We start from the raw sequence: 19,040 nt of genomic DNA, 5'->3' as shown, positions 1-19,040 counted from the left end.
CTCCATGGACTACTCGATCGACGCCGACGCGCAGAAACTGCTCACCCACCTCCAGGAGCGGTTCACCGGCATCGCCGAGCGCGCGCAGGCCGCGGACGAGACCGGCGTGCTACCGGTGGAGAACTGGCGCGACGTCGTCGACAGCGGCTACCTGCGGGTATTCCACCCCAAAGAGCTGGGCGGGTTCGGTCTTGACGGACCAGCGCAGGCAATGGCGATGGAAACGCTGGCCCGTGCGTGCCCGAGCACGTTCTGGTCGGCGACCATGTCCGCGCTCGTCTGTGTGAAGCTCATCAGCGCCTACGGCAACCTGGACGACCACCGGAGCCTGATCGATTCCCTGGTCAGCGGCGAGCGGATCGCGTGCTTCCCGGTCGTGGAGACCACCTCCGGCAGCGACGCGGGCACATACACCACGACGGTGCGCCGATCCGGCGACCACTACACGATCAGCGGCGAGAAAGCCCGTATCACCAATGCCACCAACGCCGACCTCGGCGTCGTTTTCGCTCGCCTGCCCGACCACGAGGACGGCTGGTGCTACGCGCTCGTCGACCTGCGGCAGGAGCGCGTACGCACCTACAGCATGCCCCACATCGGACTGCGCGCGATGCCATGGGGCGGCCTCGTGTTCGACAACGCTCACGTGGACGCCAGGAACGTCCTGCCCCTGCGGCTCGAACAGTTCCCCGAAGGCATGGCGTGGGGCTGGCTGTTCATCTCCATCGCCGCCATCGCGATCGCCGAGTCCGCGCTGGAGGCCGCCGTGGACCAGGCGCGCTCGCAGTTCGCGTTCGGCCGCGTCCTCGGGCACATGGAGGCTGTGCAGTCCGCCCTGGCGCAGACGCGTACCGAGATCGACGCCGCCCGCCTGCTCGCGTACCGCTGCGCGTGGCACCGCACCGAGGGACGGCTCGTGCAGGACCTCGTCGGCATGCTCAAGCCGTACGCCACGGAGATGGCCGTACACGCCACCAACCGCGCCGTTCAGGTGCTCGGTTCGCGCGGCCTCACACCGGGCAACACCGTGGAACGGTTGTATCGCGACGCGCCCATGAACGTCATCGGCGGCTTCGCGTCCAACCGGCTCCGCGAACTCGTCGCCCAACAGATCGGCCTACCACCGGTCTACCAGCCGTTCGACCGGCTGGACGGAACCGGGCTCGACCTCGATCCGCACGGACTGACGGGAGCGAACACATGACCTACACCATTGCGCTACTGCCCGGCGACGGCGTGGGCGCCGAGGTCGTCGGGCAGGCCCGGCGGGTGCTCGACGCCGCCGCGGCCGTCCACGGGCTGGACCTCGCCTACGACGAGATCCCCTGCGGGGCCCGGTATTTCCTCGAACACGGCCAGGACTGGCCGGACGGCTCGGCGCAGCGCTGCGCCGACGCCGACGCCCTGCTACTCGGTGCGATCGGCTGGCCCGCCGAGGACGGCTCCGGCACACTCCTGCGCCCGGACGGGAAGATGGCGGGCTGGTCGGCCATCGTCGGCAACCGCCTCAACCTCGACCTGTACGCCAACATGCGCCCGGTGAAACTGCTACCCGGCGTGCGGCACCTGATCTCCGGCCGGCACCGTCAGGTGTGGGAGCCCGAGGACGTCGACATGCTGTTCTTCCGGGAGAACACCGAGGACCTGTATTCCGGCATCGGTGGAAAGATGATGGCCGCCGGCGAGATGGACGTCGCCATCGACACCCGCGTCGTCACCCGTCCCGCCACCGAACGCATCATCCGTCGCGCGTTCGAGGCCGCCATCCGCCCCGACCGGGTCCGGCCCGACGGCGTACGGCGGGTCACCTGCGTGGTCAAGGACAACATCCTGCACGGCTGCAGGCTGTTCGTGCGCGTCCTGCACGAGATCGGCGCGGAATACCCCATCGTGGAGCGCGAGGTCGTGCTGGTCGACGCGTTCACCCAGTGGCTCGTACGGCAGCCGGAGCACTACGACGTCGTGGTCGCGCCCAACATGTTCGGCGACATCATCACCGAACTGGCCGCAGCGCTCCAAGGCGGCATGGGCATGTCCGTAGGCTGCAACATCGGCGACCGGCACGCCATGTTCGAACCCATCCACGGCTCCGCGCCCAAGCACGTGGGCGAGGACCGAGTCAATCCCATGGCGACCATCCTCGCCGCCGCCGAGATGCTGACCTGGCTCGGCGAGCAGCGCGACGACAAAACGCTGCTCGCCGCCGCCGACAACATCCAGTCGGCCGTACGCGCCGTCCTCAGCAAGGGCGAGGTGCTCACCTACGACCTCGTCGGCGCACACCGCGCGTCGCCCGCGTCCGCGGTCACCACCGCGATCATCACCGAACTCGCCCCGGCAGGCGGCTGATGCTCGTCGACGCCCAGGTGCACGTGTGGGGCGTACACTCCGAGGCCCGGCCGTGGCCCGCCCACGCGCGCCACACCGCGCACCGCCCTGTGCCGCCCGACAGCACCGAGGTGCTCGCGGTGCTCGACGCGGCGGGCGTGGGCCGGGCTGTGCTGGTGCCGCCGTCGTGGGAAGGCGACCGTAACGACGTCGCGCTCGCCGCGGCGCGGGCCCACCCCGACAGGTTCGCAGTGATGGGGCGCGTACCGCTGACCGAACCAGGCCACGCGCGGCTGCTGCCCGGCTGGCGCGATGCGCCCGGCTTGCTCGGGGTTCGCGTCACCCTCCATCGCGAGCCGCTGCGCGGCGCGTTCCTCGACGGCGCGACGGAGTGGTTCTGGGCCGCGGCGGGCGACGCGGGCCTGCCGGTCATGGTCTACCCGCCTGGTCTGGTACGGGATCTGGGCCGGGTCGCCCAGCGCCACCCCGGTCTGCGGCTGGTGGTCGACCACCTCGCCATTCCGGTGGAGAAGACCGGCGCCGAGGCGTACGCCGACCTGCCCGACCTGCTCGCTCTGGCGCGGCTGCCCAACGTGGCGGTCAAGGCCTCCGCGCTACCCTGCCACTCGCGGGAGCCTTACCCGTTCGCCGATGTCCACGATCCGCTCCGGCGTGTCGTGGACGCCTTCGGACCGGACCGCGTGTTCTGGGGCAGCGACTGGACCCGGCTACCCTGCTCCTATGAGGACAACCTGCGGTTCTTCGGCACGGCGCTGGCCCACCTGAGCGGCGAGGAGATGGACCTGGTGCTGGGTGGAGCGCTGCTGCGCTGGGTCGACTGGCAGTGAGGGCGGTGTCGCCCTAGCCGCTCGAATCCCTGGATGATTCCGCAGCGCCTGCCGTCATCGCTCACAACCGGAGCGCCTCTCCGCAGAACCGACCGCAGAGGGAACCCCCGGCCCGCGACTTCTGGCGGGTCACCGGGCGTGGATCACTCGGACGTCGCCGAGCCGATCGCCTCGTCGAGGACATCGCGGGACAGCAGCAAGTCGGCGATGAGGCGGTCGATGCGCCGGCGTTCGGCGGTCAGCTCAGCGACGAGCTTGGGCGTGGCGCGCTCGTTCGGGGTGCCGTCGGCGTCCTTCATGCAGGGCAGCAGTTGGGCGATTTTCTGGCTGTGCAGGCCCGCCGCGAACAGCATTTGGATCCGTACCACGCGGTCGATGGCCCACTCGCCGTAGTCGCGGTGCCCGCCGGGCGTACGCGGCGCGGTCAGTAATCCCTGTGCCTCGTAGTAGCGAAGGGAGCGTTGGCTAACTCCGCTGCGCTGGGCAAGTTCTCCGATCCGCATGTGCTTCCCGTCACTGGCGATAGAAGTTGACACTGATGTCAACTTCTAGCATGCCTGCATGAACAACACACACCAGGATCTGGCAGGCAAAGTTGCCCTTGTCACCGGCGGCAGCCGCGGCATCGGCGCCGCGATCGCCGGCCGCTTGGCCGCCGCGGGTGCGACGGTGGCGTTGACGTACGTCCGGGCGCGGGAACAGGCCGATGCGGTTGCTCGACGGATCGAGGTTGATGGCGGCCGGGCGATGGTTCTCCGGGCGGACCTGTCAGAGCCGGACGCCGCGGCCAGTGCCGTCGAGGAGACGGTTCGCAGCCTGGGCCGGCTCGATATTCTTGTCAACAACGCCGGCGAGCTCGCCTACGGGTGCATCGAGGAAGTGTCCCAACCGGAGTTGGACCGGGTGATCGCCATCGACATCCGGTCGGTGTTTCTAGCCGCGCAGGCCGCCGCCCGACACCTGGGCGACGGCGGGCGGATCATCAGCATCGGTTCGTGCTTCAACGGCCGCGTGCCCGGGGCGAACTTCGTCCTGCAGGCGATGGCCAAGTCGGCACTTGTCGGGCTCACCAAGAGTCTGGCCCGCGAGTTGGGGCCACGCGGCATCACGGTCACGACCGTGGATCCGGGCCCGATCGACACCGACATGAACCCCGCCGACGGCGAAACCGCAGAATTCCAGCGGTCGCTGACGGCACTGGGCCGTTACGGGGAGGTCGAGGACATCGCCGAGGCGGTGGCCTTCCTGGCGGGTCCCGGCGGACGGTACCTCACCGGCACCGGAATCGCGGTCGACGGCGGGTACACGATCTAATTCGGCAGGTAGGTCCGCCGACATTGATTCTCGACCAATGGCTGACCTCGGTCTTCGCGCCGGCCCGGCGCGACGAGACGAGCGCCACGCTCTCAGCGCTCGTCGCTGAACTCGGCGACATCGCCACAGTACTCGATGAGGCTCCACCCGAGCTGGAGTTCAGCGATATCAAGCGGTTGTCTCATCAGAACAACGGCGCAGCTCGAAGCGCTCGGACTCAGGTCGTGGCGGCGGCGGCCGTGCCGTTGTCCGGATGCGCCCTGCCACGACGATGGCTATAGACCGCACCGGATCAGCGGGCAGTCGATGGTCTCGAACGTGAGTTCCAGGGCGCCGATCACGATCAACCTCGCAGCGTTCTCAAAACATGCCCTGGTCATGGCGTTCCCGGGTGCAGTACGCCAGGCAGTCGATTGACGCAAGCGTCGCAGACCGTACATGGCGAAATCTGGAAGGCGACACCGGCGGGGGTGGCCCGCCGGACCGGCCTTCCAGGAGGAGCCATGGATACCTTCGCCAGTACCGGCGACGCCAAGGGCGAACCGGTACCCGAGCCGCTGCGTACGCTGTTCAACCATCCCGACGACGTCCGCGTCCAGCATCTGCCGAGCGCCCTGCCGGGGCTGGACTCGCTGGCGGTGCACTTCGGCGCCGGTACGCGCACCGTGCCGCACAAGCACGAGGGCGGCCAGCATCTGGTGATCGTCGACGGCGTCGGCGTGGTGGCCGACGACGAGGGCGTGCACGTCGTGCGTACGGGCGACGTCGTCTCGAACCCGCCCGGCACCTGGCACTGGCACGGCGCCGCACCCGGTACGCCGATGACGCACGTGACGTTCGAGTCGCCGGGCGACTTCAACCTCGACGTCGAGCGCCGCGACTGGGACGACGCCTACGGACCCGAACTCGGCCGCTGATCCCATTCCACAAAGGAGTTTCGTCATGTCGCATCACCTCGATTCGCCGCTGGCCCGTCAGGATCCCCGGCTGAACATCACCGACCAGTACGTGTTCGACGCCGACGGCGCCACCGTGTTCGTCATGGACACGCGTACGTCGCTGGCCGCCGACCAGCATCCGGACGCGTTCCATCCCGAAGCCCGCTACGAATTCAAGATCCACCTCGACGGCGCCGAGCGGGAGGCGATCACCTACCGCTTCGCGTTCGACGCCACCCAGGACGGCGCTCAGGCGTACACGGTCTGGCGGCTCGACGGGCCCGCGGCGCAGGACGACGCGGCGACCGGCACCGTCGTCGCCACGGGGCGTACCGGCGATGCACTGTCCACTGACGACGGTGGCCGGATCTGGGCGGGCACCGCCGTCGAACCGTTCTACCTCGACCTGTCGCAGCTCGACGCCGTCGACCAGACCGTCCTGCACGGCGGCGACGCCGACCTCACTCACTGGGTCGCAGGCGTCGCCCGCGACACGTTCACCGGCTCCACCGTCAACGCCATCGTCCTGGCGATCCCGGTCGGCACCGGCGGCCTCACCGCGGGACGGCGCATCTCCGCCTGGAGCACCACCAAGCTCGCCACCGACGCGGGCGGCTGGCGGCAGGCCGGGCGCACCGGCCTGCCGATGATCTGGCCGATCTTCCGCGACGCCGACAGCGACCTCGCCAGCGAGTCCAACACCACGCACCCGGCCGACGACGTCACGAACTACCGGCAGGACGTCATCGAGCTGATCGCGTCCGTCGTGCGCCGTCGCGGCACATCCGACCGCCCCGACGAGTACGCGAAGATGCTCGCCGACCGGATCGTTCCCGACCTGATGGCGTACGAGGTGGGCTCGGCGGCGCTGTTCGGGTTCGCCGGGTTCAACGGCCGTCGCCTGGCCGACAACGCGCCCGAGATCATGTTCTCGCTCGCGACGAACTCCGCCATCCCCGGCGGCCTGAAGGCGGGCGACGTCAAGCGCAGCCAGGAGACGTTCCCGTACGTCCTGCCGGCCGGCGAGAAGTAAGCGGGGCGGGTGCGACATGTCCCTGTCCGGCGTCCTTCGCTCCGACGGCGTCGCCGCGTTGACCGCCGTGGCGCTGCTCGCACCCGAAACCGTCGCCTTCGCTCAGCTGGCCGGGATCGCACCGGCACAGGGACTGGCCGCGGCACCGCTGTGCGTGATCGCGTACGCGGTGCTCGGCCGGTCCCGGCAGCTCATCGTCGGCGCCACGGCGGCCACGGCCGTCCTCACCTCGGCGGCGGTCGCGGGCCTGGCGTCCGATCCCGTGCACCGCAGCGCGTACGCCGTCGCCCTGGCTCTGCTCACCGGGGCGATCCTGGTCGTCACCGGCCTGCTGCGGTGCGGCTTCATCGCCCGGTTCCTCGCCCCGGAAGCCTTGCGGGGCTTCCTGTTCGGTCTCGCCGTCGTCATCGTCGTGCGGCAGGCCGCCGTCATGGTCGACGTGCACACCCGCGACGGCAACGTGTTCGTCCGCGGCCACGACATCCTGCGCGCCCACTCCGGCTGGAGTCTCGTCTCGCTGGCCGTCGGCGTCGTCGCCCTGGCGGCGCTGTACCTCCTGGAACGGCGGCTGCCGCGCGTACCGTCGAGTCTGATCGTCCTCGTGGCCGCCGCAGCCGCCGCGTACGCCCTGGGCCTGCACCGCTACGGCCTGCACCACGTGCCGCAGGTGCCCGCGGGCCTGCCCCTGGTACGCCTTCCGCACCTGACCGCCGGCGCCTGGCTGCACCTGCTGCCGGCGGCGGCCGGCCTGGCCCTGATCACGTTCGTGCTCGGCCACGGCGTCGCCGACCGGCTGCGCGACGACGACCAGCCCGCCCTGGACGCCAACCGGGAGATGACCGGTCTCGGCGTGGCCAACCTGCTCGCCGGCCTGGTCGGCGGGGCCGCGGTGACCGGCAGCCCGTCGGCGAGCACGGCGGCGGCCGGCGCGGGAGCCCGCACCCGCTGGCTGCCGATCATGAGTGCGGGTCTGCTTCTCGTGGTCGCCGTCTGGCTCACACCGCTGTTCACGTACCTGCCCGAACCCGTACTGGCGGCCGTCGTCATCATGGCCGTGCGGCCGTTCCTGTCGCTCGCACCGCTGCGCACCTACTACCGCCGCGACCGGCGCGCCTTCGCCGTCGCGATGGCGGCGGTGCTCGGCGTCGTCACACTGACCCTGTTGCCGGGCCTGCTCCTCGCGGTCGCCCTGTCCCTGCTGATCTTCATCGCCGACGCCGGGCACCTGCGCGTCTCCGAACTCGGCCGGTCCGCCGACGGTGCCTACCTGGCGCTGGACGCGCATCCCGATCTGCGTACGTTCGCCGGACAGGTGATCCTGCGCCCCGACGGACCGCTGTTCTTCGCCACCACCGGGCAGCTTCGCGCCGCCGTGGACGCCGCTGTGGCAGGCGTACCCCGGCGGGTGGTGATCCTCGATCTGACCGCGAGTTTCAGCCTGCGCCTCAGCGTCGTCGACGCCCTGATCGCCCTGCATCGCCGCCTGGCCGCCGACGGCCGCGACCTGTATTTCGTGCACCTGTACCGCAACGCGAACGTGGCGGTCTCGGCCAGCGACCTCGCGGCCGTGCCCGCGTTCACCACCATCGACGCCGCCGTTCAGGCGGCGATCACCCCAACCGAACGGCGCTGATTCTGAGTGTGAAGCGGTGACCGTGTCGGCGGTGAATTCCAGTTCCGCGGTCTGCCGAGGCTCTCTCCTCCCTCGGCCTCATCGAGCAGAGGCGGTAGCCCGTTCAGTCGCCTGACTCAAGCCGCCCGCCGCCCCGTTCAGCAGGATCAAGGGAGAGTTTTCACCTTAGGAGGAATCATGGCAGGCGGAATCCCCGTGGTCTTCATCCACGGACTGTGGCTGCACGCGACGTCCTGGCAGCCGTGGGTACGGCTGTTCGAACAGGCCGGGTACGCGCCGATCGCGCCGGGCTGGCCGGGCATCGCCGCCACGGTCGAGCAGGCCCGGGACAACCCCGACGCGATCGCCGATCACGGCATCGACGACGTCGCTCAGCACTACGCGCGCATCATCGAAGCACTCCCGCAGCGGCCGATTCTCGTCGGACACTCGTTCGGCGGGATGATCGCCGAGAAGCTGCTCGGCGAGGACCTGGCGGCCGCCGCGGTCGCCATCGACGCCGCCCAGATCAAGGGCGTACTCCCGCTGCCGCTGTCGTCGCTGCGGTCCACGCTGCCGGTGTTCCGCAACCCGGCGAACCGGCACCGGGCCGTCTCGCTGACGGCCGGGCAGTTCCGGTACAGCTTCGGCAACGCGGTGAGCGAGGAGGAGTCCGACGACCTGTACGCCCGCTGGGCCATTCCCGCACCGGGCAAGCCGTTGTTCGAGGCGGCCGCAGCGAACTTCGCGCCGCACTCGCCGGCGAAGGTCGACACCGGCAACGCGGACCGCGGCCCGCTGCTGCTGGTGATGGGCGGCCAGGACCACACGGTCCCGGAGGCGATCACGAAGGCGACGGCGAAGCTGTACCGGGACTCGGCCGCGGTCACCGATCTGATCGAGTTCCCCGATCGCGGGCACTCGCTGACCATCGACAGCGGCTGGCGGGCGGTGGCCGAGGCCAGCCTGGAATGGCTCGACAAGCAGCAGCTCGACCGGTCCTCCGACGGTGCGCGGTCATGACCGCGACCATGAAGGCGCTGCGCGCCCACCGGCGGGGCGGTCCGGAGCAGCTGGTCTACGAGGACGCTCCGGTGCCCTACCCCGGCCCCGGCGAGGTGCTGGTGGCGGTGCACGCCGCCGCGATCACCTTCGCCGAGCTGTCGTGGGACCTGTCCTGGACGCACAGCGACGGCACGGACCGCACACCCGTCATCCCGTCGCACGAAGTGTCCGGAACGGTCGCGGCGGTGGGCGCGGGCGTGACCCGGCCCACCGTCGGCGAGGAGGTCTACGGCCTGGTCGCGTTCGACCGGGACGGCGCCGCGGCCGAGTACGTCACCGTGCCCGCCGAGGCCCTCGCCGGCAAGCCCCGGTCCGTGCCGCACGCACTGGCCGCCGCGCTGCCGCTCGCCGCCCTGACCGCCTTTCAAGCTCTGCACGAGTACGCCGAGATCAAGCCGGGCGAGACCGTGCTGGTCCACGGCGGAGCGGGCGGCGTCGGGGTGTACGGCGTACAGCTGGCTGTGATCGCGGGAGCCACCGTCATCGCGACCGACGTCGGGACGCAGGCGCCCTTCGTCCGGAACCTGGGTGCCGGGCGGTTCGTCGACGTCACCCGCGAGCAGTTCGACGACGTCGTGCGGGATGTCGACGTCGTCCTGGACACCGTCGGCGGGGCCACCCTCGAACGGTCGTTCGCGGCGCTGAGGCCGGGTGGAAGGCTCGTCACGCTGAGCGCTCCGCCGCCGGCGGGGCTGGCCGAGCGGTACGGCGTACGGGCGTCGTTCTTCGTCGTGCGACCGGACTCGGCGCAGCTGGGCGAGCTCGCCTATCTCGTCGACGCCGGACGGCTGCGGCCCATCGTCAGCCGGACCTTCCCGGTCAGCGAGGGCCGGCAGGCGTACGAGTCCGGGGCACTTCCCAGGCCGCCGGGCAAGACGGTACTGATCGTTCGCTGACGGACACTGCCGGGCAGGGCGCATCCGTGCCCTGCCCGGCGGATGGGAGATATGTCATGGATCTACACCTGTCCGGAAAGGTCGCCGTGGTCACGGGGGCCAGCCGCGGTATCGGGCTGGCCGTCGTTCAGGCGCTGGCGGCCGAGGGCGCGACCGTCGTGGCCGGCGCGCGGCACGTCGGCGACGAACTGGCTGCCCTGGCCCATACCGCCCCGGTACGCGCGACGGAGCTTGATCTATCCACCGCGGACGGACCCGCGCGTTTGGTGGCCGAGGCGGTGGCCGCGTTCGGCGGCATCGACATCCTGGTGAACAACGTCGGCGCTGTGCGTCCGCGTACCGGTGGCTTCCTGTCGGTCAGTGACGAGGACTGGCTGACCATGTGGACCGTCAACCTGATGGCGGCCGTACGCACGACCCGGGCCGCCCTGCCGCACCTGCTGCGCCGGGGCGCGGGCAGCATCGTCACGGTGGCGTCGGCGAACGCGAGGCTGCCCGACCCGATGGTCATCGACTACGGCGCGGCCAAGGCCGGACTGCTCAACTTCAGCAAGGCGCTGTCCAAAGAGGTCGGTGGCCGGGGCATCCGGATGAACACGGTCAGCCCCGGCCCGGTCAGTACCGCGCTGTGGCTCGCCGAGGGCGGAGTCGCCACGACGATCGCCGAGGCCGCCGGCTCGACCGCGGCCGACGTCGCAGCCGGTGCGGCGGGAGCTTCCGTCACCGGCCGGTTCTCCCGACCGGACGAGGTGGCCGCCCTGGTGGTCTACCTGGCGGGTGACCGCAGCGGCAATGTCACCGGCGCCGATTTCGTCGTTGACGGCGGTCTCATCGCGACACTCTGACCGACGACCGGAGATGCCACACCGGCAGCATCACTACGGGGAATCACCCGAGGCCCGCTGGATGGTCCAGCGGGCCTTTCAGCGCATCCTCGCCGTACTCGCCCCATCGATCGCACGGCGGGCCCGCTCAGTCCACGGCACGGCACCGATCTCCTCGAGCGTCTTGTCCGCCGAACGCAACCGGCCGAACGCCTCGACGGTGCGCCCTTGCCGCAGCAGCCACTCCCCGTACGCGAGGTCAAGGCGGCCGCGGACGAACGGCCATCGGGTCAGCGGCATCGACAGCGCATCCCGGTAGCGGCACTCGGCATCGGCGTCGTCGGCGAGGACGGCGCGCGCATATCCAAGATGGACACGCAGCAGCGGTGCCGGAGTGATCCCGGCGACCTCCTCCAGCCGGGCCAGGATCACACGGGCCTCGGCGACGCGATCGGCACCGACGGCCGACTCGGCGAGCGTGCCGACGCCGGCGAACGCCTCCCGCCAGTGGTACGCCGGATCGGTGGGCTCGAACAGCCGCGCATGGGCGTGGAAAGCCTCCTCGTACCGGCCGGCCGCCAGATGTGCCGCGCCGATGGCGAGCACGGCCACACACAGCTGGTCGTTGATCCGACCGGCCAGCTTCATGGCCTGCTCCGCCATCTCCGCGGCCCGCCTCGGACGGCCCTGGAACGCGAGGAGTCGGCCTCCGGTCGACAACGTTCCCGCCGTCCACACCGGCTGGTGGGTCTCGGCCGCCAACCGGCTCGCCTCGGTGACGACCGCCTCGGCCTTGGCCAGCTCACCGAGTTCGACCAGCAGGTGGTTGTAGATGCCCAGCACGTGAGGCAGCAGGCCGAGGCGGCCCGTGTCCCGCAGCGCCGTCTGCGCACCGTCCATCAGGTCGGCGGCCCGCTCGGTGTCCCCGATCGCGTGCGCGGCGATGCCGAGCAACCGCAGCCGGTCGCCGTCGGTCTCGCCCGTCCAGTCCGACCGGTCGAGGACGGCGCTCACGGCGGCGGCTTCCAAAACCGGTTCGGCGCACGCGAGAGCGGCCACCCAACGCGGATCGTCCGACGCGTCGAGCTGTTTGATCGCTGCCGCGCAGCGGGCTCGGGCGGCCGGACCGGTATCGGCCCACCAGCATCGCAAGCCCGCCCCCAGAAGGAGGTTGAGGGCCAGGTCGGTGTCGGCGGCCGCGTACGCCTTGTGCGCGACGTTGCACAGCTCGAGGACGCGTATGGCGTCGCCGGGAGTGCCGTCGTGGAAGATCTCGCGCAGCCACTCGACCCGCGCCCAATCGAGTTCATCGAGGTCGCCGCGCGTCGCCTCTTGAACAAGCCGGGACACGGTGTCGACCTGGCCGAGGGTGAACGCGTTCTGGGCCGCGAGCAGGAGTCGGTGGCCGCGCCGGGCCGGATCGGTGGTCAGCTGCGCGGCGCGTTCGAGCTCGGCCACGGCCCGTCCGGCCGCGCCCCGGGCGACGGAGATGTCGGCGTTGGCGGACAGCTCGTCGGCGATGCCGTCGTCCGGCCCGACGATCGACATCGCCCGGTGCCACGCCCGCCGATAGGAGTCGTCGACCAGGATCTCGGCCAGCGCCGCGTGTGCGGCCTGCCGGCGGGTCAGGCTCTCGGACTGGATGATGCCGGAGCGAACCAGCGGGTGATGGAAGCTGATCGTCGCGGCGTCGCTGAGCGGGTCGTTCGCCACCAGCCGGGCGGCGGTGGCTTCGGCGAGCGCACCGTCGCCGACCGGCCGGCCCGTCAGAGCCGTCGCCGCGGCGAGCAGCTCGGCCCGGTCGCCGCTATGCGCGACCGCCATGACCAGCAGCAGATTCCGGGCCGGGGTCGCCAGCTGGGCGACCCGCCCTGCGAAGGCTCGTTCCAGCCGAGCGGTCAGTGGCAGATCCCCGGTGGACTGATCGCGCTGCGGCCAGGCCGCCGGCAGCTCGACCAGGGCCAGCGGGTTGCCGAGCGACTCGGCGAGGATCTCGCGTACCGCGGCCGTGTCCAGGTCCGCGGCGTGCGCGTGCAGCAGCTGCCGGGCCACATCCTCAGCGAGCCCGCGCACATGCAGGGTCGGCAGGCCGGCCTCCAGCAGCGGACCGGGATATCCCTGGCGAGCGGCGCCGACGAGGGAGACCGGAAGGTCTTCCAGATGCCGGGCGATGAACGCGAGCGCCTCATGGGTGGGCTGGTCGAGCCAGTGCACGTCGTCGAGGACCACGCAGATGGGCCGGTCGGCCGCGGCCGTCGCGAGCAGGTTCAGCGCCGCCAGCGCGATGAGGTACGCGTCGGGTGCGGTCGCCTCGTCTGAGCCGAACGCGGCCCGCAACGCGTGCTGCTGACCGTCCGGCAGCCGCCGCAGGGTTCGCTGGATCGGCCGCAGGAGCTGGTGCAGCCCGGCGAACGGCAGGTCGGCCTCGGCCTCGACGCCGGAGATGGTCAGCACCCGGTGTCCCCGGTCATGGGCGTGATCCGCGGTCGCGCCCAGCAGGCTCGACTTGCCGATGCCGGGCTCGCCGAAGACCAGCAGGCGATCGGCGGTGTCGACGGCGTACGCCAGCCGGGCCAGCTCCACGTCCCGGCCCAGCAGCGCGCTCTTCGGCCGGGTCATGACGAGAGGTCCAGCCGGGCGGCCAGCTGCGCGCGGGCGGTGATATTGAGCTTCGGGAATATGCGATACAAGTGGGATCCTACGGTTCGGGGGGAGAGGTACAGCTGCTCGCCGATCTCCCGGTTGGACAGGCCCTGCGCGGCGAGCCGGGCGATGTGCAGCTCCTGCGGGGACAGCAGATTCTGGGCGCTTGTGCCCGCCTGCGCTGTCCGCTCACCGGCGGCGCGCAGTTCGACGCGGGCCTGCTCGACCCAGCAGTGCGCCCCGATGAGTTCGAGGCTGACCAGTGCTGCGCGCAGATGAACCCGGGACTCCGCGATCCGCCGCTGCCGGCGCAGCCACGTGCCGTAGGCCAGTTCGTAGCGCGCCCGGTACCACGGAGATCGGTTCAGGTTCGCGGCCAGCGCGGCCTGGTACAGGTCCTCGGCTTCGTCGTCGTCGGCCAGCACGGCTCGCGCGTACGCCAGGTTGAGCTGCAGATCGGGGGCCGGCGTGATCCGGGCGAGCTGCTCGAAGGCGGCCAGCACCGATCGGGCCTCGTCCCGCCGGTCGGTATGCACGGCGGCGTCGACGAAGAACATGATGCCCGGATAGCTCTCCCGGACGTGGTACGCCGGATCGGTCGGGTCGAACAACCGGCGCAGCTCCCGGTACGCCTCCTCGTAACGGCCGGCGGCGGCCCAGGCGTACCCCCGGGTCAGCTGGACGCAGCACAAGAGGTTGGTGAGGCGCCGACCGTGGGCGTCGTGCTCGGCTTGCGCGGCCAGCCGCAGGGCCTCCTCGAGTTCGCCCCGCAGGGCCGCGGACCGCGACTCGCCGACGAGATTGTTCCAGATCGACTGCCCGGTGTCGCTGCCCAGGCGGCGGCCCTCCTCGGCCGCAGCGAACGCCCGGTCCCAGGCGCCCAGGGTGAGCCGGATGCCGACCTGCATCACCAGTACGTGCGTCAGCAGGCCGAGCCGCCCTTGGCTGCGCAGCTTGGCCTCGGCCCGGTCGAGGAAGTCGGACGCAAGGGCCGAGTTGCCGATCGCATGCGCGGCCATGCCGAACAGGCGCAGCGCGTCCGGATCGGAGATCTCCTCGATCGGGATCTCCGTCAGCGCCTGGTGCACCGCGGCCGCCTCCAGGACCGGCTCCGCGACCGCGAGGGCGGCCAGGTAGCGGGCATCTGTCTGCAGGCCCGCCAGGCGACGGACGGAGCGGGCGACCGCCGCGCGCGCCCTCGGTCCGGTGTCTGCCCACCAGCATCGCAACGCCGCCCCGTTCAGCAGGTTGAGCGCCAGATCGCGGTCCTCGGCCTGATCCGCGGCATCGGCGACCCGGCAGAGTTCCATGATGCGCCCGGCGTCGCCCGGTACGCCGTCGTGGAAAATTTCGCGCAGCCACTGGGTCCGCGCCTCGTCCAGCGGCGCCAGCGGGTACGCCGACGCCTCCTGCACGAGCCGGTTCACCAACTCGGCCCGGCCGAGCCCGAACGCGTGCTCGGCGGCCAGCAGCAACCGGTGGCCGCGCAGGCCCGGGTCGGCGGTCAGCAGGGCGGCGCGTTCGAGGCAGCGGATCGCGGAAATCGCCGCGCCCCGGGCCATCGAGTAGGTCGCGCTCTCGACGAGGTCGTCGGCGACCGTGTCATCGAGCCCGGTGGTGGCTTCGGCACGATGCCACGCCCGCCGGTAGGGGGCGTCGGTGAGCACCGCGGCGAGGGCGGCATTCGCGGCCAACCGGCGTTGGACGGACTCCGACTGCACGACCGCGGAGCGGACGAGTGGATGCCGGAACCGGACCCGCCCGCCGTCCAGCCGGGCAAGCCCGGCACGGACCACGGGGTCGAAGGAGTCCACGGTGACGGGTGAGCCGGTCAAGACCGCGCCGGCCGCCAGGATCTCCGGCAGTTCGTCTCCATGGTTGACTGCGGCGATCAGGAGCACGTCGCGGGCGTCCGCCGGCAGGCCGGTCATCCGCCCGGTGAAGGAACGTTCCAGTCGCGACGTGACCGGCATCAGGTCGGGCGGCAGTTCCCGGCCGTCGTCGGTGTCCCGCCAAGCCTTAGGCAGTTCGATCAACGCCAGCGGATTGCCGGCCGCCTCGCGCAGGATCCGCTGCCGGCGCCACTCGCTCAGCCGCGCGTCCTGCGTCCGCAGCAGCACTTCGGCCGTCGCCTCGGTCAACCGGCCGATCTCGATCTCCGGCAGGCCGGCGGACACCAGCGGTCCCGGGTAGCCGCTGCGGATCGCTCCGACGATGACGATCGGATCCATCGTCACCCGGCGTGCCAGGAAGGCCAGCGTGTCGTGCGTCTGCGGATCGAGCCACTGCACGTCGTCGGCCAGGATCGCGACCGGGCGGTCCGCGGCCGCCTCCACCAGTAGGTTCAGCGCTGCCAGCGACACCAGGAATGGTTCGAAGTCCGCGTCGCCGTCCCCGCCGAACGCACAGCGCAGCGCGTTCACCTGCCGCTGCGGCAGCCGGTCGGCGTAGCTCATCAGCGGTCGGAGCAGTTGTTGCAGCCCCGAATAGGGCAGTTGCGCCTCGGCTTCGATACCCACCGTGGTCAACGTGCGAAACCCCGCCGACCGGCTGAGGTCTCGGGCCGCTTCCAGCAACGCCGACTTGCCGATACCGGGGTCACCCGTCACGACGGCTGCCGCGCCGACCGCGTCATCCTCGTCGTCCGAGCCGGAGCGTGCGAACAGCGCGGCGAGGCGAGCCACCTCGTCGTCCCGTCCGCACAGCGCGGTACTCCACTGCGGGGCCTGATCGGCGGAAACGTCTGCCATGGCCCCAGACACTAGATCAACCTCCTGGGCTAGCGGTGCGAATGGAACGGTTACCCCCTCATTGACCTACGACCGCCGGCGCTCGCGCTTGGGTCAGATGACTTAAATGCGCCCATGGCACGGCCGGCGGGCTTGTGACCCGCCGGCCGGACCGGGTTCAGTCGGTGCCCGCGATCGCCGCCAGCACGATCCTGGTGACCGCGTCGGGGTGCGACACCATGACCGCGTGCGAGGAATGCACGGTCTGCACGCGCGCGTGGGCGCGCTCGGCCATGAACCGCTGGCCGGCCGGGTTGATCGCCTGGTCGTCGAGGGTGATCAGATCCCAGGTCGGCAGCGCCCGCCAGCTCGGTGCGCCCGAGGTTTCCGTGTACGCCGTCAACGCCAGCGGGCGCTGCTCGATCGCCATCAACTCGGCGGTGGGCGCCGGGACGTCCCCGGCGAACACCGACCGAAAGTCCTCCGGCTTGATGGTGAGATCCAGGTCGGTGCCACCCACCGCGGCCGCGTTCGGCACCGGGCGTACCTGGGTCGTGCCGGGGCCGAGCAGCGACGGGTAAGTCGCCGGGTCCGGAGTGGTCGCGATGCTCTCACCCTGATCGGGCAAAAATGCTCCAATGTAGACCAACGCGCGCACGTTCGGCACCCCCCGGGCCGCGTTGGTGATGACCGCGCCGCCGTAAGAGTGGCCCACCAGGACGATCGGGCCGCTGATCGACTGGAGCAACGCCCGCACGTAGTCGGCGTCACTGGTCAGCCCCCGCAGCGGGTTCGCGGCGGCGACGACCGGGTAGCCGAGCCGCCGCAGCGTACCGATCTCGGCATTCCAGCCGCTGGCATCCGCGAACGCGCCATGCACCAGCACGACCGTCGGCTTGATCTTGCTCGGCTTGCTGTACGCGCCGAAGGCCGAGGACATCCCCGCGAACGTCAACGCCAGAGCGGTCACCCCGGCGATCGCGGTCAGCGTGAGGCGCTGCCGGCGCGGCAGTCTCCGTCGATGAGCAGACATGGCTGATCCCTTTCCCTGATGGTTGTTGGACAGCTCCCATCGTCGGCAGCCCGGCCGGTGACGATCTTCGGTCTGCCGACTGCGCCCTCCCCCGTCAACCGACTGCGCATCGACACGATGATCACCGACGGTCGCCGGACCAGTCATCCGACTCATGCCGCCGGATGACGCGGCTTCCTAGCGTCAGCGGCAACCCCATCCGCCGAAGGAGCCATCCATGACCGCCATCCCCATGACCACAGGCCGCGACCCACGCGCGCTCCGCCGGCGGCTGGCCCGCCAGCGCCACATCAACCACGTGCTGCAGCGGGCGATCCAACCCGCCGCGGGACTCATGACCGAGGTGGGCGGCCTGCGGATCGCCGCCCGCTGCCGAAGTGCCGATCCGGAGGTACGCGTCGGCGGCGACTGGTATCTCGTCACTCCCCTGCCCGACGGCGACATCGTCCTGGCGGTCGGCGACGTCGAGGGCCACGGCCTGCGCGCCGTCGAGTCCATGGTGGGACTCCGGTACGCCATGGCCGCATACGCCGCCGCCGGCGAGCCGCCCGCGTTGATCCTCTCCCGGCTGAACACCCTGCTGGCCCAGACCGCCGGGGCCGTCACCGCCACCGCCGTGATCGCGAAGTACCGGCCGAGCCTCGGCCGACTGGTGTGGGCACGGGCCGGTCACCCGCCGATCCTGCTATCCGACCGCCGGCGCACGATCCAGCTGCCCAACCCACGCGGACCGCTGCTCGGCCTGTTCCGCCTCCCCCCGTACGAACAGGAAGCGCGGCACCTGCGCCCCGGCCAGTCGGTCGTCCTCTACTCCGACGGCATGATCCCGCGCGACGCCGACGACGGCATCGGCGTACTCGCCCACCGGGCCACCGGCATCCAGGAACCGGATTCGATCCTGCGCCGGCTCGACATCGCCCCGGCCGGCGACGATGCGTGCGCCCTCGTCGCCCAACGCGCTATCTGACGACGGGCATGTACAACGCGCCCAGCAACCGGGCATCCGTCGGGTGCTGCGCCGAGACGAGGGGAGATCGGCCGCCTCCCGAGTGTCGGCGGTCAGCATCGCACCCGGTGAGCCTGCCGATCTTGTCCCCGAGGTGCTGAGTGCTGCCGGTCGGGAGATATCCGCGGCCGCCATCGTGGTGGTTCCAGCCAGCCTGGAAGAGTATGCGAGCAGCAGATTAGACGGCCTGCCCGGCGTGACTGAGTTCCGTGACGTCCTACTGGCAGCAAGCTTTCCGCCGGTGCCTGCCGCCCCACCGTCTGCATCGACACTCGGCTGCGCATCCCGCTCGACCCACGAGGCCAGCCAACTAGCTGCCACTATGCACCGCAGTCGATGACGAAAGCTCCTGGATTTTGGTGTCTGAGGGGGGATTGAACCCCCACAACCGGGATGCACGCCCAGTGGGCGTGTTCATGTGGTGCAGTTTATCGGTTGAGCTGCAACGCTTTCAAGCCACTGTCGATAGTGGAGACTTGGGCGCGGGCCACGCGTGGCTCCTCTCCTACTTGAACACCTCCATCTACTTGAACACCGTCCGGTACGAGTCGCGGTACAGGTTGATCACCACGTACAGGCCCTCGGCCAGCGCCCAGTCCACCGTCTGGTGGACTTTGGCGAGCCACGCCTCATCAATGACCTAGCCCGGTGCCGCGCCCTGGCACCCCTCCCAGGTGACCGGAATCCGAATGCCCCGGAAGCCCGCGGACTTGACCTTTCTGATGAGCGCGCGAGTCACGGGCGGGTTACCCCACGCGGTCTCGTCAGCGC

General features: G+C 70.7%; 16 protein-coding genes. 11 read left to right on the top strand and 5 right to left on the bottom strand.

Going from position 1 to position 19,040, the window contains the following annotated elements; translation table 11 throughout:
- Positions 1-4: 4 nt before the first annotated feature.
- Genes G401_RS0127720 through G401_RS0127710 form a run of 3 tightly spaced genes read left to right on the top strand, consistent with a single transcriptional unit; the run spans position 5 to position 3,176 of the window.
- The gene (locus G401_RS0127720; RefSeq protein WP_027345030.1) at positions 5-1,204 is read left to right on the top strand and encodes an acyl-CoA dehydrogenase family protein; all 1,200 of its coding nucleotides are present in this window, start codon (positions 5-7) and stop codon (positions 1,202-1,204) included.
- Positions 1,201-2,349, top strand: a complete 1,149-nt coding sequence (locus tag G401_RS0127715; protein WP_027345029.1) for an isocitrate/isopropylmalate dehydrogenase family protein — start codon at positions 1,201-1,203, stop codon at positions 2,347-2,349. The genes G401_RS0127720 and G401_RS0127715 overlap by 4 nt, the downstream gene beginning before the upstream one ends.
- Complete coding sequence (locus G401_RS0127710; RefSeq protein WP_027345028.1) at positions 2,349-3,176, top strand: amidohydrolase family protein; 828 nt, start codon at positions 2,349-2,351, stop codon at positions 3,174-3,176. Before G401_RS0127715 ends, G401_RS0127710 begins: the two co-directional genes overlap by 1 nt.
- 143 nt (positions 3,177-3,319) lie before the next feature.
- Here the strand turns inward: G401_RS0127710 and G401_RS0127705 are convergent, their stop codons facing one another.
- Entirely contained in the window at positions 3,320-3,679 is a 360-nt protein-coding gene (locus G401_RS0127705) for a MerR family transcriptional regulator (RefSeq protein WP_027345027.1), read from the bottom strand.
- A 58-nt stretch (positions 3,680-3,737) separates the two neighbouring features.
- On the opposite strand from G401_RS0127705, the gene G401_RS0127700 reads away from it, so the two are divergent.
- The 7 genes from G401_RS0127700 to G401_RS0127660 all read left to right on the top strand — a co-directional run bounded on the left by G401_RS0127700 (position 3,738) and on the right by G401_RS0127660 (position 10,879).
- Positions 3,738-4,490 (top strand): SDR family oxidoreductase, encoded by a 753-nt coding sequence (locus tag G401_RS0127700; protein ID WP_034593319.1) that lies wholly within the window; start codon positions 3,738-3,740, stop codon positions 4,488-4,490.
- A 503-nt stretch (positions 4,491-4,993) separates the two neighbouring features.
- Positions 4,994-5,407 (top strand): cupin domain-containing protein, encoded by a 414-nt coding sequence (locus G401_RS53420; RefSeq protein ID WP_051367243.1) that lies wholly within the window; start codon positions 4,994-4,996, stop codon positions 5,405-5,407.
- A 25-nt stretch (positions 5,408-5,432) separates the two neighbouring features.
- Positions 5,433-6,461 (top strand): DUF4331 family protein, encoded by a 1,029-nt coding sequence (locus tag G401_RS0127680; protein ID WP_027345025.1) that lies wholly within the window; start codon positions 5,433-5,435, stop codon positions 6,459-6,461.
- 16 nt (positions 6,462-6,477) lie between these two features.
- Positions 6,478-8,094, top strand: coding sequence for a SulP family inorganic anion transporter (locus G401_RS48905; RefSeq protein WP_051367242.1), 1,617 nt, complete (start codon positions 6,478-6,480; stop codon positions 8,092-8,094).
- Positions 8,095-8,271: 177 nt separating this feature from the next.
- A complete protein-coding gene (locus G401_RS0127670; RefSeq protein WP_027345024.1) occupies positions 8,272-9,096 on the top strand; it encodes an alpha/beta hydrolase in 825 nt (274 codons plus the stop codon).
- A complete protein-coding gene (locus G401_RS0127665; protein ID WP_211240858.1) occupies positions 9,093-10,034 on the top strand; it encodes an NADP-dependent oxidoreductase in 942 nt (313 codons plus the stop codon). Before G401_RS0127670 ends, G401_RS0127665 begins: the two co-directional genes overlap by 4 nt.
- Before the next feature lie 56 nt (positions 10,035-10,090).
- Complete coding sequence (locus tag G401_RS0127660) at positions 10,091-10,879, top strand: SDR family NAD(P)-dependent oxidoreductase (RefSeq protein ID WP_027345022.1); 789 nt, start codon at positions 10,091-10,093, stop codon at positions 10,877-10,879.
- A 78-nt stretch (positions 10,880-10,957) separates the two neighbouring features.
- On the opposite strand, the gene G401_RS48900 is transcribed toward G401_RS0127660, so the two are convergent.
- The 3 genes from G401_RS48900 to G401_RS0127645 form a co-directional block, all read right to left on the bottom strand.
- Positions 10,958-13,477, bottom strand: a complete 2,520-nt coding sequence (locus tag G401_RS48900) for an AAA family ATPase (RefSeq protein WP_051367241.1) — start codon at positions 13,475-13,477, stop codon at positions 10,958-10,960.
- Positions 13,474-16,251, bottom strand: coding sequence for a helix-turn-helix transcriptional regulator (locus G401_RS0127650; RefSeq protein WP_051367240.1), 2,778 nt, complete (start codon positions 16,249-16,251; stop codon positions 13,474-13,476). Before G401_RS0127650 ends, G401_RS48900 begins: the two co-directional genes overlap by 4 nt.
- Before the next feature lie 157 nt (positions 16,252-16,408).
- Positions 16,409-17,263: an alpha/beta fold hydrolase gene (locus G401_RS0127645; protein WP_027345020.1), complete on the bottom strand. Its 855-nt coding sequence runs from the start codon at positions 17,261-17,263 to the stop codon at positions 16,409-16,411.
- 217 nt (positions 17,264-17,480) lie between these two features.
- Here G401_RS0127645 and G401_RS0127640 point away from each other — a divergent pair, with 217 nt between their 5' ends.
- The gene (locus G401_RS0127640) at positions 17,481-18,230 is read left to right on the top strand and encodes a PP2C family protein-serine/threonine phosphatase (protein ID WP_027345019.1); all 750 of its coding nucleotides are present in this window, start codon (positions 17,481-17,483) and stop codon (positions 18,228-18,230) included.
- 562 nt (positions 18,231-18,792) lie between these two features.
- Here G401_RS0127640 and G401_RS58675 read toward each other — a convergent pair.
- Positions 18,793-18,906: a hypothetical protein gene (locus G401_RS58675; RefSeq protein ID WP_407636951.1), complete on the bottom strand. Its 114-nt coding sequence runs from the start codon at positions 18,904-18,906 to the stop codon at positions 18,793-18,795.
- Between the last annotated feature and the right edge of the window lie 134 nt (positions 18,907-19,040).

This window comes from Hamadaea tsunoensis DSM 44101 (assembly GCF_000428945.1).
In the GTDB taxonomy this organism is placed as follows: domain Bacteria; phylum Actinomycetota; class Actinomycetes; order Mycobacteriales; family Micromonosporaceae; genus Hamadaea; species Hamadaea tsunoensis.
The sequence above is the reverse complement of the archived record's forward strand: the minus strand, read 5'-3'. Positions and strand labels throughout refer to the sequence as shown.

Coding starts and splice junctions, on each gene's coding strand:
- G401_RS0127720 (WP_027345030.1), top strand. CDS start 5: ATGGACTACTCGATCGACGCCGACGCGCAGAAACTGCTCACCCACCTC.
- G401_RS0127715 (WP_027345029.1), top strand. CDS start 1,201: ATGACCTACACCATTGCGCTACTGCCCGGCGACGGCGTGGGCGCCGAG.
- G401_RS0127710 (WP_027345028.1), top strand. CDS start 2,349: ATGCTCGTCGACGCCCAGGTGCACGTGTGGGGCGTACACTCCGAGGCC.
- G401_RS0127705 (WP_027345027.1), bottom strand. CDS start 3,679: ATGCGGATCGGAGAACTTGCCCAGCGCAGCGGAGTTAGCCAACGCTCC.
- G401_RS0127700 (WP_034593319.1), top strand. CDS start 3,738: ATGAACAACACACACCAGGATCTGGCAGGCAAAGTTGCCCTTGTCACC.
- G401_RS53420 (WP_051367243.1), top strand. CDS start 4,994: ATGGATACCTTCGCCAGTACCGGCGACGCCAAGGGCGAACCGGTACCC.
- G401_RS0127680 (WP_027345025.1), top strand. CDS start 5,433: ATGTCGCATCACCTCGATTCGCCGCTGGCCCGTCAGGATCCCCGGCTG.
- G401_RS48905 (WP_051367242.1), top strand. CDS start 6,478: ATGTCCCTGTCCGGCGTCCTTCGCTCCGACGGCGTCGCCGCGTTGACC.
- G401_RS0127670 (WP_027345024.1), top strand. CDS start 8,272: ATGGCAGGCGGAATCCCCGTGGTCTTCATCCACGGACTGTGGCTGCAC.
- G401_RS0127665 (WP_211240858.1), top strand. CDS start 9,093: ATGACCGCGACCATGAAGGCGCTGCGCGCCCACCGGCGGGGCGGTCCG.
- G401_RS0127660 (WP_027345022.1), top strand. CDS start 10,091: ATGGATCTACACCTGTCCGGAAAGGTCGCCGTGGTCACGGGGGCCAGC.
- G401_RS48900 (WP_051367241.1), bottom strand. CDS start 13,477: ATGACCCGGCCGAAGAGCGCGCTGCTGGGCCGGGACGTGGAGCTGGCC.
- G401_RS0127650 (WP_051367240.1), bottom strand. CDS start 16,251: ATGGCAGACGTTTCCGCCGATCAGGCCCCGCAGTGGAGTACCGCGCTG.
- G401_RS0127645 (WP_027345020.1), bottom strand. CDS start 17,263: ATGTCTGCTCATCGACGGAGACTGCCGCGCCGGCAGCGCCTCACGCTG.
- G401_RS0127640 (WP_027345019.1), top strand. CDS start 17,481: ATGACCGCCATCCCCATGACCACAGGCCGCGACCCACGCGCGCTCCGC.